Annotated in this window: 12 protein-coding genes and 2 pseudogenes; 4 read left to right on the top strand and 10 right to left on the bottom strand. The window is 60.2% G+C overall.

Annotated elements, in window-relative coordinates:
* Positions 1–239: pseudogene (locus F3J24_RS24710) on the top strand (hypothetical protein); the annotation flags it as partial.
* Here the strand turns inward: F3J24_RS24710 and F3J24_RS24705 are convergent.
* The 5 genes and pseudogenes from F3J24_RS24705 to F3J24_RS24685 form a co-directional block, all read right to left on the bottom strand.
* Positions 236–1019 (bottom strand): annotated as a pseudogene (locus tag F3J24_RS24705) (IS5 family transposase). The pseudogenes F3J24_RS24710 and F3J24_RS24705 overlap by 4 nt on opposite strands.
* A gap of 302 nt (positions 1020–1321) precedes the next feature.
* Entirely contained in the window at positions 1322–3871 is a 2550-nt protein-coding gene (locus F3J24_RS24700) for a TonB-dependent receptor (protein WP_167011534.1), read from the bottom strand.
* Between the two features lie 140 nt (positions 3872–4011).
* On the bottom strand, positions 4012–4965 hold the full coding sequence (locus tag F3J24_RS24695) for a FecR domain-containing protein (RefSeq protein WP_167011532.1): 954 nt from the start codon (positions 4963–4965) through the stop codon (positions 4012–4014).
* Position 4966: 1 nt separating this feature from the next.
* The gene (locus tag F3J24_RS24690; RefSeq protein ID WP_167011543.1) at positions 4967–5446 is read right to left on the bottom strand and encodes a sigma-70 family RNA polymerase sigma factor; all 480 of its coding nucleotides are present in this window, start codon (positions 5444–5446) and stop codon (positions 4967–4969) included.
* A gap of 199 nt (positions 5447–5645) precedes the next feature.
* Complete coding sequence (locus tag F3J24_RS24685; RefSeq protein ID WP_370527778.1) at positions 5646–6575, bottom strand: LysR family transcriptional regulator; 930 nt, start codon at positions 6573–6575, stop codon at positions 5646–5648.
* Positions 6576–6643: 68 nt separating this feature from the next.
* Here F3J24_RS24685 and F3J24_RS24680 point away from each other — a divergent pair, with 68 nt between their 5' ends.
* Both F3J24_RS24680 and F3J24_RS24675 read left to right on the top strand, forming a co-directional pair.
* The gene (locus tag F3J24_RS24680) at positions 6644–7642 is read left to right on the top strand and encodes a tripartite tricarboxylate transporter substrate binding protein (protein WP_167011528.1); all 999 of its coding nucleotides are present in this window, start codon (positions 6644–6646) and stop codon (positions 7640–7642) included.
* A gap of 24 nt (positions 7643–7666) precedes the next feature.
* Positions 7667–9292 (top strand): FAD-dependent monooxygenase, encoded by a 1626-nt coding sequence (locus tag F3J24_RS24675; protein ID WP_167011526.1) that lies wholly within the window; start codon positions 7667–7669, stop codon positions 9290–9292.
* Positions 9293–9452: 160 nt separating this feature from the next.
* On the opposite strand, the gene F3J24_RS24670 is transcribed toward F3J24_RS24675, so the two are convergent.
* Complete coding sequence (locus F3J24_RS24670; RefSeq protein ID WP_167011523.1) at positions 9453–10709, bottom strand: hydantoinase/carbamoylase family amidase; 1257 nt, start codon at positions 10707–10709, stop codon at positions 9453–9455.
* Positions 10706–11377 (bottom strand): orotate phosphoribosyltransferase, encoded by a 672-nt coding sequence (locus F3J24_RS24665; protein WP_167011521.1) that lies wholly within the window; start codon positions 11375–11377, stop codon positions 10706–10708. Before F3J24_RS24665 ends, F3J24_RS24670 begins: the two co-directional genes overlap by 4 nt.
* Before the next feature lie 175 nt (positions 11378–11552).
* Here F3J24_RS24665 and F3J24_RS24660 point away from each other — a divergent pair, with 175 nt between their 5' ends.
* The gene (locus F3J24_RS24660; RefSeq protein ID WP_167011519.1) at positions 11553–12473 is read left to right on the top strand and encodes a LysR family transcriptional regulator; all 921 of its coding nucleotides are present in this window, start codon (positions 11553–11555) and stop codon (positions 12471–12473) included.
* A 130-nt stretch (positions 12474–12603) separates the two neighbouring features.
* Here the strand turns inward: F3J24_RS24660 and F3J24_RS24655 are convergent, their stop codons facing one another.
* From F3J24_RS24655 to F3J24_RS24645, 3 genes are read right to left on the bottom strand one after another with little or no spacing between them, the layout of a single operon-like run.
* Positions 12604–13023, bottom strand: a complete 420-nt coding sequence (locus tag F3J24_RS24655; RefSeq protein WP_167011517.1) for a YeeE/YedE family protein — start codon at positions 13021–13023, stop codon at positions 12604–12606.
* Positions 13024–13042: 19 nt separating this feature from the next.
* Positions 13043–13486, bottom strand: coding sequence for a YeeE/YedE family protein (locus tag F3J24_RS24650; RefSeq protein WP_167011515.1), 444 nt, complete (start codon positions 13484–13486; stop codon positions 13043–13045).
* The gene (locus F3J24_RS24645) at positions 13483–13827 is read right to left on the bottom strand and encodes a helix-turn-helix transcriptional regulator (protein WP_167011513.1); all 345 of its coding nucleotides are present in this window, start codon (positions 13825–13827) and stop codon (positions 13483–13485) included. Before F3J24_RS24645 ends, F3J24_RS24650 begins: the two co-directional genes overlap by 4 nt.
* Between the last annotated feature and the right edge of the window lie 62 nt (positions 13828–13889).

Below are 13889 nucleotides of genomic sequence, written 5' to 3'. Positions count from 1 at the left end.
AGATCGGTGAAGCCGTGACGCAGATGGACCAGACCACGCAGCAAAATGCAGCGCTGGTGGAGGAAATGGCCGCGGCTGCCAGCAGTCTGAACCATCAGGCGCAGTCCTTGGTGCAGGCGGTGGCTGTCTTCAGATTATCCGACCAGGAGCCAGCGTCCCAGGCCGGAAATAAAGATGAGCAAAACTTCGAGAGCACCGTTTGGATTGACACACCTTTTATCTGCGACAGTTTGAATTAATTGGGTGCTGTTGCATAAATCAGCCTCAGGCCAGACCTGCCCCAACCCCCAGACGTGGCTATGCCACAGCCACCGTCCGCGCTAAATCGATTGAGGATGGCTGCTCGGATGTACAGCTCGTTAACCTGCCTCTCAAACGTGCGTGACATGACCCGTTCGCCCAACCGTTTGATGCAGTGCATCTTGGTCCCCACTAGGCTGCGTCGGTGGTAGCCACTCCGGTTTTTCCAGAGCTTGCGCCCGAAGCGCCTGAATGTGGCAATCGCCGCATTGCGGTGCGCAAAGGCATCGCCTTTGCGCAGCCAGGCATTCTTTCCCGGAAGAATGCTGGGTGTGGCATTGGCGTCGACGCTCCGCCCCGTGCTTTTTGCATTTCCACTCGCCTTCGCCCAGAAGCTTGATGCCTGTGGAATCAACCAGCAGATGTAGGCCATCCGAGCTGGCGCGTTATGTCACTTGGACATCCAGACTGCGCTGGCGACGACACAGCGTGCTGAAGTCGGGGACTGGCCACAGCAATCCAGACAACGTCAGTAGTGACTGAACAAAGCTTGAGGTCTGCCACAAGGCCAGTCCGAACAGGTTCTTGATAGTCAGGCAAAACCGGATGGCTGAATCGGAGAAATGCGGGCTGTGCCTGCGTTTGCCGCTGGCCGTGGCAAACCAGGACATGTTCTTATCCAGCCAGATGGTCAGTGAGCCCCGCGCTCTGAGCGCTGCGTTGTATTGCTTCCAGTTGGTGGCGTGGTAGCGGGGCTTGGGATGCAGGGACTGGCTCATCGTCCGAGGCTACCTGAGGCTGCCCGGTGATTTATGCAATAACGCCTTTGAGAAGAAAGGCCGAAAAATAGGAAGTCCGGTAGGTCTTCACCATTCAACTGCTGAGTCACGATTGACTCGCGGAGGCTGCGGTCTGAAGCAGCCCACCCCGGGGCCGCTGCCTCAGGCTGGCCGCAGACTTCCCCGGCCGATTGACTGAAATATCGGCTGAGACTCAGCGGCGAAGCCTGTGCCCGACTCTGCGGCAATGCCTTCAGATCAAGCACTGTGGCTGTAGCCTGCCCAGGCTGCATGAAGCACTGCTACCAGGTGTGCGCATAGCTGATTCGAAGTACGGTGCCTGCCGCTGGAAGGCGGCTGGTGTTGTTGTTGCTTCGAAGCAGCTGGCTGTACAGCGGGAAGTAGTTGCGGTTGAGCAAATTCTCCACGCCCAGTGAGACGCGGTTCTTCGGGTCGATTTTCCACTGGCTGATCAAATCCAACGTGGTGTATCCCTTGGTGTCGTAGCGGCCGAAGCTTGTCTTGCCGTCCAGGCGATAGTCTCTGGAAACATAGGAGGTGGCCTGGACTCGGTGGCTCCAGCTGGCACTGGGGCGATATTCCACGTATGCCGTCAGTTTGAGAGGCGGAATGCGGTAGCCCGTCATGCTTTGATAGGAGCCTGCGCCCTGAGGGAGCTCGCGCCCTTTCATCCAGGTGAAGCTCCCGCCAGTGGTCCAGTGATCGTCATCGCTGAAATAGTCCAGGCTGGCTTCGAGTCCATGGATCTTTTCCTTGGTTCGCAGGAGTGTGAGGCCGTTGTTGAAGCTCTGCACGGCGCCGAGGTCGGACTGCGATTGAAAGGCTCCCAGGTTGGTAATGACATTCGAGAACTTCCCGCGCCAGCCGATCTCTATGGTGTCGGTTTTGACGGCCTGCAGGTTGGAGTTGCCGATGTTGAAGCCTGCAGTGGCATTGCGCACCACGACCCCGATGTCCGGCAGCTCGAAACCCTGGCTGTATGAGGCATAGAGTTCATGTCCCTTGGTCGGCGTGAAAACCGTGCCCAGGTTGTAGGTCCATGCGCCATATTTCACGGTACCGCCACCCACGGACTGGGGGCTCGGCAGCTTTGATTGCGACAAAGGGCTGAAGTCGCTGAAGCTGGCCTGGGCGCGGTCATAGCGGGCGCCGCCTTCCACGGACCACTTGTCGCTGAATTTGTGCTGCAATTGGGCAAATGCGCCAATGCTGCGCGTGGTGACCGGCGGCATATAGATCAGGCGGCCGATCTTGTTGAACACCAGTCCTTTGCTGGCGTCATAGGCTTTGGGATCAAAGATATCGATCGGCATGTCGGTGCGCTCGTGATTGAAGTCCGCGCCCCAGATCAGCAAGGAATTTTTCTCCTGTCCCAGCGGCGTCTTGATGGTCAGGCGTCCACCGAAGACATCGGAGTTCTGCATCGATTGATCGATGTTGGCTCCTCGGACGGGGACGGCTCGCGCGTCGAAGGGCGCAAAGCGCGTGTAGAAATCCCGGTAGTAGAGCTGAGCCGCGAAGGTGCTGCCTGCGAGATCGCGATTTTCGTAGTCAAGCCCCAGCATGGTGTTCTTGATCTGGTTCTGGTCTGCCAGCACCAGGCCTTTGATCGGCCTGGCAGCAGCCGTTCCGGCAGGCAGGCGGGCCACCGACGGGTCGGATGCATAGTCGGTGTCCTGGCTGGCGTTGTAGTGGCTCGCCGAGAACTGCAGCCGTTGATTCGCATCCAGCTTGAAGCCAATCTTGGCCGATGCGTTATAGATGTTGGAGTCGAACAAGTCTCCCTGGCTGGGCTCCGGGGCGATGCGGTTTCCCTTGGCATCGAATGAGCCGCCTACATGTTTGGCGCCCAGGCTGACCGAATAGTCGACGACGTCACCGCCGCCCGACAGGTAGTGCTGGATTTCGGCCCCAAGCCCTGCGGCCTTGGGCCTGAACAGCGGTGACGATCCCGTTACCACTGTCTCTGCCTTGGTCTCGCCCGAGGGGCGCTTGGTGCGTACGGAGACGATGCCGCCCGCGGCACCACTTCCATAGATGGCGCTGCTGCCGCGCAGCACCTCGATCTGCTCGATGTCGGCAGGATTGATGTTGGCGAGGTTTCGGGAGGAGTCTCGGTTGGTGTTCAGCGGAACACCGTCGACCAGAATCAGCATGTTCCGCCCGCGCAGTGTCTGACCATAGTCCGTAATGGTGTGGCTGGAGTCGGCCATGCCCGGAACCACCTTGCTGAGCATGGTGGCCAGGCTGTCGGAGCCTTGTCTAAGCTGCTGAACTTCCTCGCCTTCGAGCAGGCTGATCTGACGTGCCGGGGCCACGAGATTGTTCTGGGTACGAGCCGTCACCGTAACGGCGGCAAGCTCCGGTGTGCCTGACTTTTCTGCGAATGTGGAGGCGTCGCTCTGAGGTGTGGTGGATGCAGTGGCCGCCTTGGCAGTCGGTGCGGCTTCCAGTGCGTAGTTGCTGGCGCCCAGCGGGCGGACATGCAACCCCGAGCTTTCCAGCAAGCGCGCAAAGCCGCTATCAATGGTGTGGGGGCCCGACAGACCGGCAGTGCGCAGATTCTTGAGCAGGTCCGGGTCCATGCTGAGGTTAACGCCTGCCTGAGCGGCAAACTCCATCAGGGCGGGACCGAGCGGGCCGGCGGAGATCTGATAGGTCTGCTGCGCGGGGCGGACAATGGGCTCTGCTGCGTACGTCGCAGGCGCGTACAGGCTCAGGGCCGCGGTGCCAAGGGCAGCGACCAGAGCGCCTTTGACGGCAAGGGTGACCGGATGCAGCGGCACCGCAGGAGAATTTGTGTGGGAGTGCGGCGAGCGCGTTGCAGGCATGGTTTCAGTCCTCGTTGGCTGTCAATGAATGGGTCTTGATGTGCTTGACAGGCGAGCTGAAAAAACCGGACAGCGGTGAGAAAAAATATTTGCGCCCCTGTCTGGAACCCATCGATACCGGACGGCGCAGCAGAGCCGTCTCAGGGGGATGTGACCGTCACCCAGTAAGCGGTGCGCTCTTGGGTGCGTATGGGGAGGGTCTGCGTCAGCAGCTCCAGGATGCGGTCCGTGTCTCGTAGCTGGAATACGCCGGAGACGCGTAGCTCGGCAACGCCGGGGTCGCATTGCAGGACTCCTTGGCGGTAGCGTTGCAACTCTGCCAGGAAGTCGGCCAGGCGCATGCTGTGCGCATGCAGGACGCCTCGGGTCCAGGCGTCTGCATGGGATGGCAGCGGGGTGACGGTGCCTGGATTGCGGACATCGAAGGTCACCTGCTCGCCAGCTTGCACCACCAGAGTCTGCGTGGAGTGGCTGGGCATCACCTGGACCGCTCCTTGCAGAACGGACAGCGTCGTGCTTTGCACATGCTTGCGTACGATGAATCTGGTGCCCAGTGCCTTTAGTTCACCATCGCTTGTTTGGACGATGAACGGCAGGGCCTGGTAGGCGCTCGTATGCGAGGTCTCCACCAGAATTTCACCTGCGTAGTGATGAAGCCGACGTGCTTCGCTGTCGAACCGTGCGCTGATGGCAGAGGCGGTGTTCAGCAGTACATGGCTGTTGTCGGCCAGTGTCACCTCGCGTGTCTCGCCCGTGGCTGTCCTGAAGTCCGCATGCCATATCTGCCATGGCAGATAGCGGTACGAGAACCAGCCCAGCATGGGAGTCGCCAATGCAAGTGTCGTCGCGCGCAGCATATGCCGGCGGCTTCCGGCCGAGCGTGGACGATCGAGTACGGCCATGCCAACTGCCGGGGGGACGCTGTCCATGCGAAATTGCAGCTGCTCTATGCGCTGCCAGATTTGCTCGTGCCTTGCACTTAGCTTGCGCCAGCGGGCAAGCTCGGCATTCTCCGTTTCGCTGAAATCCGAGGCATGTCGGCGAGCCAGCCATTGGGCTGCTTCATCCAGTATGCGGGTATCTGTTGCGGGCATTTCAGGCATCCAGCATCACACGCAGGCATTGCCGGAAGCCCTGCGCCATATAGCGGGTGACCGTGCGCACACTCAATTGCATATGCGATGCAATCTCTTCGTAAGAGAGCCCCTCCAGCTGAGAAAGCAGAAATGTCGTGCGAACTTTGGCCGGCAACTCGCCGAGCAACTGATCCAGTTCCTCCAGAGTCTCCAGCAGGATGGCGCGAGCCTCGGCAGACAGTGCTGTTTCTTCGGGCAGCAGATGCAGGGATGCCAGATAGGCCTGCTCAAGCGACCTGCGTTCCAGGTGGTTGATCATCAAGCGCCTGGCGACGGTGGTCAGATAGGCTTTGGGCTCGCGGATGTCCTCGATGGCTTGCGATTTTGCAGTCGCCCAGATGCGCGTGAATGTGTCCTGAGCGATGTCTGCTGCATCGTGACGATTGCCCAGCTTGCGCTGCAGCCAGGCGGTCAGCCAGCGGTTGTGCAGTGTGTACATGCTGCCAAGTGCGTCACTGGCGATGCTGCTGGCAGGAGATGACACAGGAATCTCTCGGGATTGGAAATCCGCTGATTTTACACAAATGATACCTATTCTCATTTGTTGGGGCTTGCCAGGCCAACAGAGGCTGGTGTTTGAGTGTTCCGACGAGTGGTGGCGACGGATGGGCTCAGAGCATGAAGCCGTGGGCGTAGCGTCAAGCCAGATCATCCGACGTGGCTATATGCGCTCTCAAGGCTTCTATGAACTGGGTCTCGGCAAGCTGTCGGTCTGCGCCCCTTCGTAGCGCCACGTACATGTTGAGGTGAACGGCCGGTTCGGTCAGCATCGCAATGTTCAAGCCGTGCTGCTGGCATTCCTCCATCATGAAAGAGGGTATGACTGCGTTGCCCAGACCCGCTTTCACCATGGCAATCATGGTGCCCAGAAAATTCATTTCTGCCCGCTCATCCTGGCTGGCCTTGGCGCTGGGAAGGTGCTTGTCAATCAAGGCCTGAATCGGATTGGAGATCGGCAGAGCGATCATGGGCAGGCCATCCAGAGATTTCCAGCTGCGGTTCTGGATCTGTTTGCTGCGCCGCCTCTCTCCCGGGCTGATGCTCATGAGCCGGAACCGGCACACCGACTCTTTGAGCAGGCCTGCGGCAGGTTTCACAAAAAAGGCCATACCCATATTGGCATGTCCTTCCAGAACGGCTTGCCGAACGGTGTCGAGGCTGCCATCCATGACCTGGATTCGCACCTCGGGATGCTTGCGTGCAAATTCGGCAACAACCTTCGGTAATAGACAGGTGGCGATCACAGGCGTCGCAGCAATGGTCAGGGGCGACCGAGAGGCCGAGGTGCTGCCTTGCAAGGCCAGACCCAGTTGCCGAAGTTCCGTCACCACCCTCTCGGCATAGGGCTGCAGCAGCCGGCCTGCGTCGGTCAATGTCACTGCGCGTGTGGTTCGCTCGAATAGCCTGACTCCCAACTGACGCTCCAGTTCCTTGACCAGCATGCTGACTCCCGACGGAGACAGATGAATGCGCTCTGCGGCCGCAGCAAAGCTGCCGCACTTGCATATCTCGAGAAACGCCTGCAGTTGACGACTCCCAACATTAATCAGCTTTACTGATGAATTCACCAAAAATTCCCGTTTGATTCAAATCAATGGACGCGGTGCAATTGCAGCACAAAACACAAGGAGACACCATGCTTACACCTTCAGCAGGAGGCTTGCCCCTCAGCCGCCGCAAGGCTCTTCTCACTGTGGCTGTCGCAGCAGCTACGGGCTCTTCCGGGCTTTCGGCATTCGCGAATACGCAAGCTCCCGTGCGGCTGGTTGTGCCGTTCACGCCAGGCACAGGCATCGATCTGATTGCCCGAGTCATCGGTCCCAAGCTCTCGGAGCGCTTTCAGCGCCCCTTCATCGTGGACAACAAGCCAGGGGCCTCGGGCAATATCGGAACCCTGGAGGTAGTCCGGTCCACCCCTGACGGCACGACTTTGCTTGTCACCGTGAATACGTTGGTGATGAATACCGAGCTCTACCCCAAGATGGGATATAGCCCGGTTCGCGATCTCAGCGCCATCAGCCAGACCAGCGTAGGTCAATTGGTGCTTGTCACGGGCTCTCAATCCCGGATCACGGATCTGAAGGAACTCATCGGCTATGCACAGAAAAACCCTGGCGTTCTGAACTATGGCTCGCCCGGAGCCGGAACCCCCCACCACTTGGCAACAGAGCTGCTCAAGAGCAAAGCCAGGATATCGCTCACACATGTCAGCTATCGCGGCACGGCCCCGGCCTTGACGGACTTGCTGGGAGGGCAGATTGATCTGATGTTTCTCCCTATCCATGTTGCCTTGCAGCACATCAAGGCAGGCAAGCTCCGTGCGCTTGCGATCAGTTCAGACACGCCATCCCCGCTCCTGCCTCAGGTGCCCTCGCTGAGGAGTCTGAACCTGGGCGATATGAATGTGGACATGTGGTATGGCTTGCTGGGCCCCAAAGGACTGCCTCCCGAGTTTGTGCGCAGCATCAACGAAGCCCTGAAGAGCATTCTTGCTCAGCCTGAAGTGGCCAAAGCATTCGAGTCCCAGGGCATGACGCCCCAGCACAGCACTCCCCAAGCCTTCCAGGCCTTGATCGAAGCCGATGCCAAGCGCTGGGGCAATCTCATCAAGACCCAGGGCATTACTGCCGAGTAATACGGGCTATCACAAGAAAAGCAAATGAATATGCAAGTCAATCAGACACAAGCGCCAGACAAGGATGCCGATGTAATCATCGTGGGCGGCGGCCCGGTGGGCATGGGGCTGGCGATAGAGCTGGGTCAGCGCGGCATTCGCTGTATCGTCGTGGAGCGTTACGCCAAGCCGCAACCGATTCCCAAGGGGCAGAACCTGACCCAGCGCACCATGGAGCATTTCCACGCCTGGGGTGCTGAAAAGGAGCTTCGCGCTGCTCGTACCATTCCGCCCGAATACGGCATAGGAGGCCTGACGGCCTACAACACATTGCTGGGCTCTTATTCCTACGACTGGCTCCAGCGCGATCTAGTCAAGCCTTACTACTTCACAGCGAACGAGCGCCTGCCTCAGTACGCCACGGAAGCGGTTCTGCGGGATAGAGCCGCCGAGCTGCCATCTGTTGAGACCTTCTACGGCTGGAATTTCGATAGTTTGCAGCAGGACGACGAGGGTGTCAGCGTCACGGTATCCGAAAAGAACGGATCAGATGTCAAGACGCTACGTGCGAGCTATGTCGTGGGCTGTGATGGAGCGCGCTCGGGCGTGCGTCAGCAAGCAGGCATCACCCAGACCAAGACCGACCATGATCGCCTCATGGTACTGCTCGTGTTTCGCTCACAGGGACTGCACAAGTTGCTTGAGCGCTTTCCCGGCAAGTCTTACTACAACGTGCTTCAGCCTGAACTCAAGGGCTACTGGAAGTTCTTCGGCCGCGTCGATCTGGGCAATACCTGGTTCTTCCATGCGCCAGTGCCACCGGGAACTACGGCAGACAACTTCGACTTCAAGGCCTATCTGGAAGATGCTGTCGGAGCGCCTTTCGATGTCGAGTTCGAGCATATAGGCTTCTGGGATCTGCGCTTCATGCTTGCCGACAGCTATCGCTCAGGCCGGGTCTTCATCGCCGGCGATGCGGCGCACAGCCATCCTCCCTACGGCGGCTATGGCGTGAATTCGGGCCTGGAAGATGCACGCAATCTCGGGTGGAAGCTGGCAGCTGTGCTGAAAGGCTGGGGCAGCGAAACATTGCTGAACTCCTATGACCAGGAACGCCGCCCTGTATTCAGATCCACCATTGACGACTTTATTGCCAAGTCCATAGAGACTGATCACCAGTTTCTGGATGGCTTTGATCCGGAAAAGGACAGGAGTGCTTTTGAAGCCGCCTGGAGTCAGAGGGCCAGTGGGGCCGCAGGCGAGGTGCATGCTTTCGAGCCCAACTATGAGGGCTCTCCCATTGTGCGCAGTACTCAGGCGTCGGCCGTCGGCAATTGCAGTGCCAAGGGCTCACATGTATTCACGGCACGTGCCGGTCATCACCTGGCTCCGGCCGCGCTCGGCGATGGCAGAAATATATTTGAGCATCTGGGGCAGGGCTACACGCTGCTGGCAGCCGATACGCCCGCACAAACGCTCGAGACGTTCCGCTATATCGCTGACATCAAGCGGCTGCCCCTGACCATTGTCGAAACCACCAAAACGGATGAGTTTGCGCGCTATGAATCTGACCTGATACTGATTCGTCCGGATGCATTTGTGGCCTGGACGAATAGCGAGAAATTCCTGTCGAACGAGGATGTGGAAAATCTGCTCAAGGCTGTCGCCTGAAAGATAGAGGGCCGCTTGATGCCCTCTCGCCTTAGTTGCAACCAGAAACGGACGAGGGGCCGCCTGCTGCCAGGACTCGCGTTCCGGCAGCAGGCGGCAGCGCGATCATTGCTGCCGGCCTGCAAGGCACCTGGAAGTGTCCTGCCAGAGCGGGCAGGGTTCAGTCAATCAGCGCGCGGGTAAGCAGATCGACTCCCGCCAGGAAATCGTCTATGTCCATGGCCTCATGCGGATTGTGAGAGCCATTTTCGTTGCGGATAAAGACCATGGCCGAGGGCACGCCGGCATTGGCAAACACTGCAGCATCATGGCCGGCGCCGCTTGCCATGCGCTCCAGTTTCCTGTCTTGTCCGGCGGCTGCCTCCAGACGGTTCAGCCAAGCGGTATCCATGGTGGCTGGTTCCGTGAACAGGCGCTCGTCGAACTCGAAATGTACGCCGCGGGCGCGCTCTATGGCCTGGCACTCTTCGCGCATCAGGGTGTAGAAGCGCTCCAGGGTCTGGGTGTCCTGGCTGCGCACCTCAAAGCTGAACGCCACTTCGCCGGGAATGACGGAAACGGCATGCGATTGTGCCGAGGTGGAGCAGATGCCCGTGGTCATCACCATGTCCATGCCCATCTGCAGCAGCACGCGCCAGTGTTCGTCCATGCGCGACAGCAACTCGGCAACCGCCAGCAATGCATCCTTGCGCAACCAGCGCGGCACGGCGCCCGAGTGGCCAGTTTCACCGATGCAACGAATCAGGTTGTGGCGGACATTGCCGCGGATGCCGGTGACGAGGGCCACCGGCCAGCCGCGATTGACCATGACCGGACCCTGCTCGATATGCAGCTCCAGATAGGCTGAGACATTCGCGAGATCGAGCAGCGGCTCGGCGCGCTCAATGGCATCGACATCGGCTCCGCAGCGCGACATGGCTTCACCGAGGATGCCGACGCCATCGCGGTGAGGCCGCTTCAGTGTGGCAGCTGGCAGCTTGCCCAGCAGGGACAGAGAGCCCAGATAGGCCTTGCCATACCAGGCACTTTCTTCGCCGCGCAGTGCCAGTACGCGCAGCGGCGGTGCCTGTTCGTGGCGGCCGCGCAGTTTAAGCAGCATCAGCATGCCGGCGACAATGCCTGCCAGCCCGTCGAAGTTACCGCCCTGAGGCACGGAGTCGGCATGCGAGCCAACCATGACAAAGGGCTCGGTACGGTTCTCTTCAGGCAGTCTCAGCCACAGGTTGCCGGCTCTATCCCATTCATGGCTCAGGCCCAGATCTTCGGCCCGTTCCTCAAGTATGCGCAGCGCAGCAGTCTCGCCTTCGCCATAGCTTTCCCGGGTCACGCCCAGGCCGTCACGGGTGGCTTCGCGAATTTCGGAGAGCAGGGCTTGCGCCAGTGCGTTGGTATCCGTCAGGGTGTTGCAGGCCATCATGCTCCGCTACCTCCGTGGCGGATGGACCAGTCCACAGGCGAGGCCGAGAAGTCCGCCAAAGTGGCTTTTTGCTCCGCACTGAGCTGTCCGCTCGCCAGCAGTGCTTCGTGCAGCTGATTCCAGGTCGCCAGTGCGTGCAGGGACAAGGCGTGATCGACCAGGGTGCCTGCCTGGGGGGCATAGAGCGCATAGTCGAGCAACACCAGTACATCCTCGATCACGGGGCCGGCGCGGCGCAAGGCTGCAACCGTGCCGGCCTTGGAGCGGCCGTCAGTGGTGACGTCATCCACCAGCAGGACCTTGGCGTTGTCGGGCAGGCGACCTTCGAGTTGGGCCGTGATGTCCCAGCCGACAGGGCGCTTGCGCAGATACAGCATGGGCAGCTCCAGGCGCTCGGCCAGCCATGCGGCAAAAGCAATGCCCGAGCTTTCGGTTCCCACGATGGCATTGATGCCGCGTGCAGCAATCAGAGGGCGCATGCAGCGGGCTGCGATGTCCATGATTTCGCCGCGCAGTGCGACATCGGACATCAGGACTTGCGCATCCACATAGACCGGGCTGGCCCAGCCCGAGGTATAGATGAATGGTTGATGCGAAGCAATGCGTACAGCACCGAGGCCGACAAGGGCCTGGGCAACGCGTGGCGCGTCGGAAGCGGAAAGAAGCATGTGAGTGTGTGTTTGCAAAGCGGGCATGTTAAGTAGCCAGGCCTGCAGCAAGAAGTGGCTAAAATTCCTCGAGCCGTTCCAAAATGAGATGGCTCGTGCTTTGTGCCTGGACGTGACCGGGCACCTTTTGCCGAAATCCCCGGCTGTGCCTTCAAGTGCCCGCCGGCCATTGACCATGTCCGACTTCACTTCGCCGCGTAGCTTTCTGCGCCAGATCGACCTCTCATCGCTGGATCTGTTCGTGCTGATTTGCGAATGCGGCAGCATTGCGCGTGCGGCCGAACAGGGCGGCATGGTCGCGTCAGCCGTAAGCAAGCGTGTTGCCGAACTGGAATCCCTGGCGCGCACTCCCTTGCTGCTGCGCCATGCGCGCGGCGTGCGTCCGACTCCGGCTGGTGAGCTGCTGCTGGCGCACGCCCGCACGATTCTTCTGGGGGTCGAACATCTGCGCGACGACCTGGGCGAATATGCGCGCGGCATACGCGGGCTTGTGCGCCTCAGTGCCAATGCTTCGGCCGTGGAGCAGTTTCTGCCCGAGGATATTGCGATCTTCGTGAAACAGCATCCCGACATCCGCATCGATCTGCGCCAGGCGACCAGCCGCTCGGTGGCACGCGCCGTGCGTGATCACATGGCTGATCTTGGCGTCTGTAGTCCCAGCGATGAAGTCGAGGGGCTGGAGTCCATGCCGTATCGGCGCGAGCGCATGGTGCTGATCATGCCCAGTGATCACGCTCTGGCCCGGCATCCGGAACTGGCCTATGAAGAAGCGCTGGACTATGCCCAGATCGGCTTGCGCGACAGCAGCATCGTTCAGGAGATGCTCAATCGGCAAGCTCGTGCCGGCAGACGCATGCTGCGACAGCGCATCGAGGTGGACAGCCTGAGTGCCATGTGCCGAATGATTGAGTGCGGACTGGGCGTGGGCGTCATGCCCGAAGGTGCCTACCAGCGGCTGGGCGAGGCACGTGCTCTGCATGCGGTGCCGCTGACTGATGCCTGGGCGGAGCGCAGCCTAAAGCTGTATGCCAACAGCTTTGCCGACCTGCCTGCGCCGGCCCGACATTTCGCCCAGGCTCTGATGCCCAAGGACTGATGCAGAGCGGATGGCATGAAGCGACGCGCGCGCCGCTTGCCCTTGATGCGATGAGAAAGCGGTGCAGGCTGCCGACATGGCCCGGGCATCACGGCAGGCAGACGGCTCCCGAGCGGTTGGCCGCCAAGTCTCAGTTTTTCTGTGCCGCCCACAGCTGATGTGCCCACATGCCGACCAGCATGGCGGCGACAAACAGCCAGACCTGAGGTGTGAGCGTCGCCAGATTCATCAGAGCGGGGCCGGGGCAAAAGCCCGCCAGTCCCCAGCCTATGCCGAACAAGGCAGAGCCCGTCAGCAGCTTGCGATCAATGACGGTGCTAGCGGGCAGTTGCATGGGTTCGCCCAGCAAGGCTGTCCTGCGACGCTTGGCCCAGGTGAAGGCAATCAGGCCGACCGCGATGGCGCCGCCCATGACGAAGCCCAGAGAGGGATCCCAGCGACCGAAAAAATCGAGAAAGTTCTGTACCTTGGTCGGATTACCCATGCCCGAAAGAATCAGGCCCAGACCGAACACAAGCCCGCAAAGCAGGGCTGCAATACTGGGGATCATGATGTTCCTTTGTGGCGACTCAAGCGATGACATGGCGCATCACGAACACGGTGATGGCGCCCGTGGCGATAAAGCACAGCGTGGCTGCCAGCGAGCGCAGTGACAGGCGTGACAGGCCGCACACCCCGTGACCGCTGGTGCAGCCCGAGCCCATGCGCGTGCCAAAGCCCACCAGCAGTCCTGCGGCGATGATGATCGCCGGGCTGGATGGCAACTCCATGGCTGGTAGAGGGGCAAACAGCGACCAGAGCAGCGGAGCGGTGACCATGCCCAGGATGAAGGCCAGGCGCCAGCCCCACTGCTTGACGGACGACCAGGTCGGCAGCTGCAGCAATGCCCCGGCAATGCCGCTGATGCCGGCCACCCGGCCCAGCAAGGCAACGAGCAGGGCGGCAGAAAGGCCGATCAGCAGGCCGCCGGCCAGCGATGCCCAGGGCGTGAACTCGCTCCACAAGATATTCATGCTGCCTCTCCCGGTTGGCAGAACAATTGATAGAGGGCCTGCATCAGCTGCAGGGCACGTGCATCGGCCAGCTGATACCAGATGAACTTGCCTTCGCGGCGCGTGCTGACCAGACCCTCGCGGCGCAGAATGCCCAGTTGCTGGGACAAGGTGGGCTGGGACACGCCGGTCAGCTGCTCCAGCTCACTGACCGTGCGCTCCTGCTGGGCGAGCTGGCACAGCAGCAGCAGCCGGTCTTCGTTGCCGAGCAGCTTGAGCATGGCCACGGCTTCGCCCGCATGGGCGCGCATGGCCTGCAGATCCAGCGCGGCTTGTGCTTCGTCAAAGCTTGATGAGGACATGGCTTCTTTCGTCAAAATATTTTCATATATTATATAAAAAAGTATATTGACTATCGAGTTTA

This window comes from Comamonas sp. Tr-654, from assembly GCF_011752915.1.
Taxonomy (GTDB): domain Bacteria; phylum Pseudomonadota; class Gammaproteobacteria; order Burkholderiales; family Burkholderiaceae_C; genus Comamonas.
Note: the sequence above shows the minus strand (reverse complement) of the source record. Positions and strands in the feature narration are given on the sequence as shown.

Bases quoted from the DNA above. Each gene is read 5' to 3' on its own strand.
- F3J24_RS24670 (WP_167011523.1), bottom strand. From the start codon at position 10,709: ATGATGGCCTGCAACACCCTGACGGATACCAACGCACTGGCGCAAGCC.
- F3J24_RS24680 (WP_167011528.1), top strand. From the start codon at position 6,644: ATGCTTACACCTTCAGCAGGAGGCTTGCCCCTCAGCCGCCGCAAGGCT.
- F3J24_RS24690 (WP_167011543.1), bottom strand. From the start codon at position 5,446: ATGTACACACTGCACAACCGCTGGCTGACCGCCTGGCTGCAGCGCAAG.
- F3J24_RS24650 (WP_167011515.1), bottom strand. From the start codon at position 13,486: ATGAATATCTTGTGGAGCGAGTTCACGCCCTGGGCATCGCTGGCCGGC.
- F3J24_RS24655 (WP_167011517.1), bottom strand. From the start codon at position 13,023: ATGATCCCCAGTATTGCAGCCCTGCTTTGCGGGCTTGTGTTCGGTCTG.
- F3J24_RS24695 (WP_167011532.1), bottom strand. From the start codon at position 4,965: ATGCCCGCAACAGATACCCGCATACTGGATGAAGCAGCCCAATGGCTG.
- F3J24_RS24645 (WP_167011513.1), bottom strand. From the start codon at position 13,827: ATGTCCTCATCAAGCTTTGACGAAGCACAAGCCGCGCTGGATCTGCAG.
- F3J24_RS24675 (WP_167011526.1), top strand. From the start codon at position 7,667: ATGAATATGCAAGTCAATCAGACACAAGCGCCAGACAAGGATGCCGAT.
- F3J24_RS24700 (WP_167011534.1), bottom strand. From the start codon at position 3,871: ATGCCTGCAACGCGCTCGCCGCACTCCCACACAAATTCTCCTGCGGTG.
- F3J24_RS24665 (WP_167011521.1), bottom strand. From the start codon at position 11,377: ATGCTTCTTTCCGCTTCCGACGCGCCACGCGTTGCCCAGGCCCTTGTC.
- F3J24_RS24660 (WP_167011519.1), top strand. From the start codon at position 11,553: ATGTCCGACTTCACTTCGCCGCGTAGCTTTCTGCGCCAGATCGACCTC.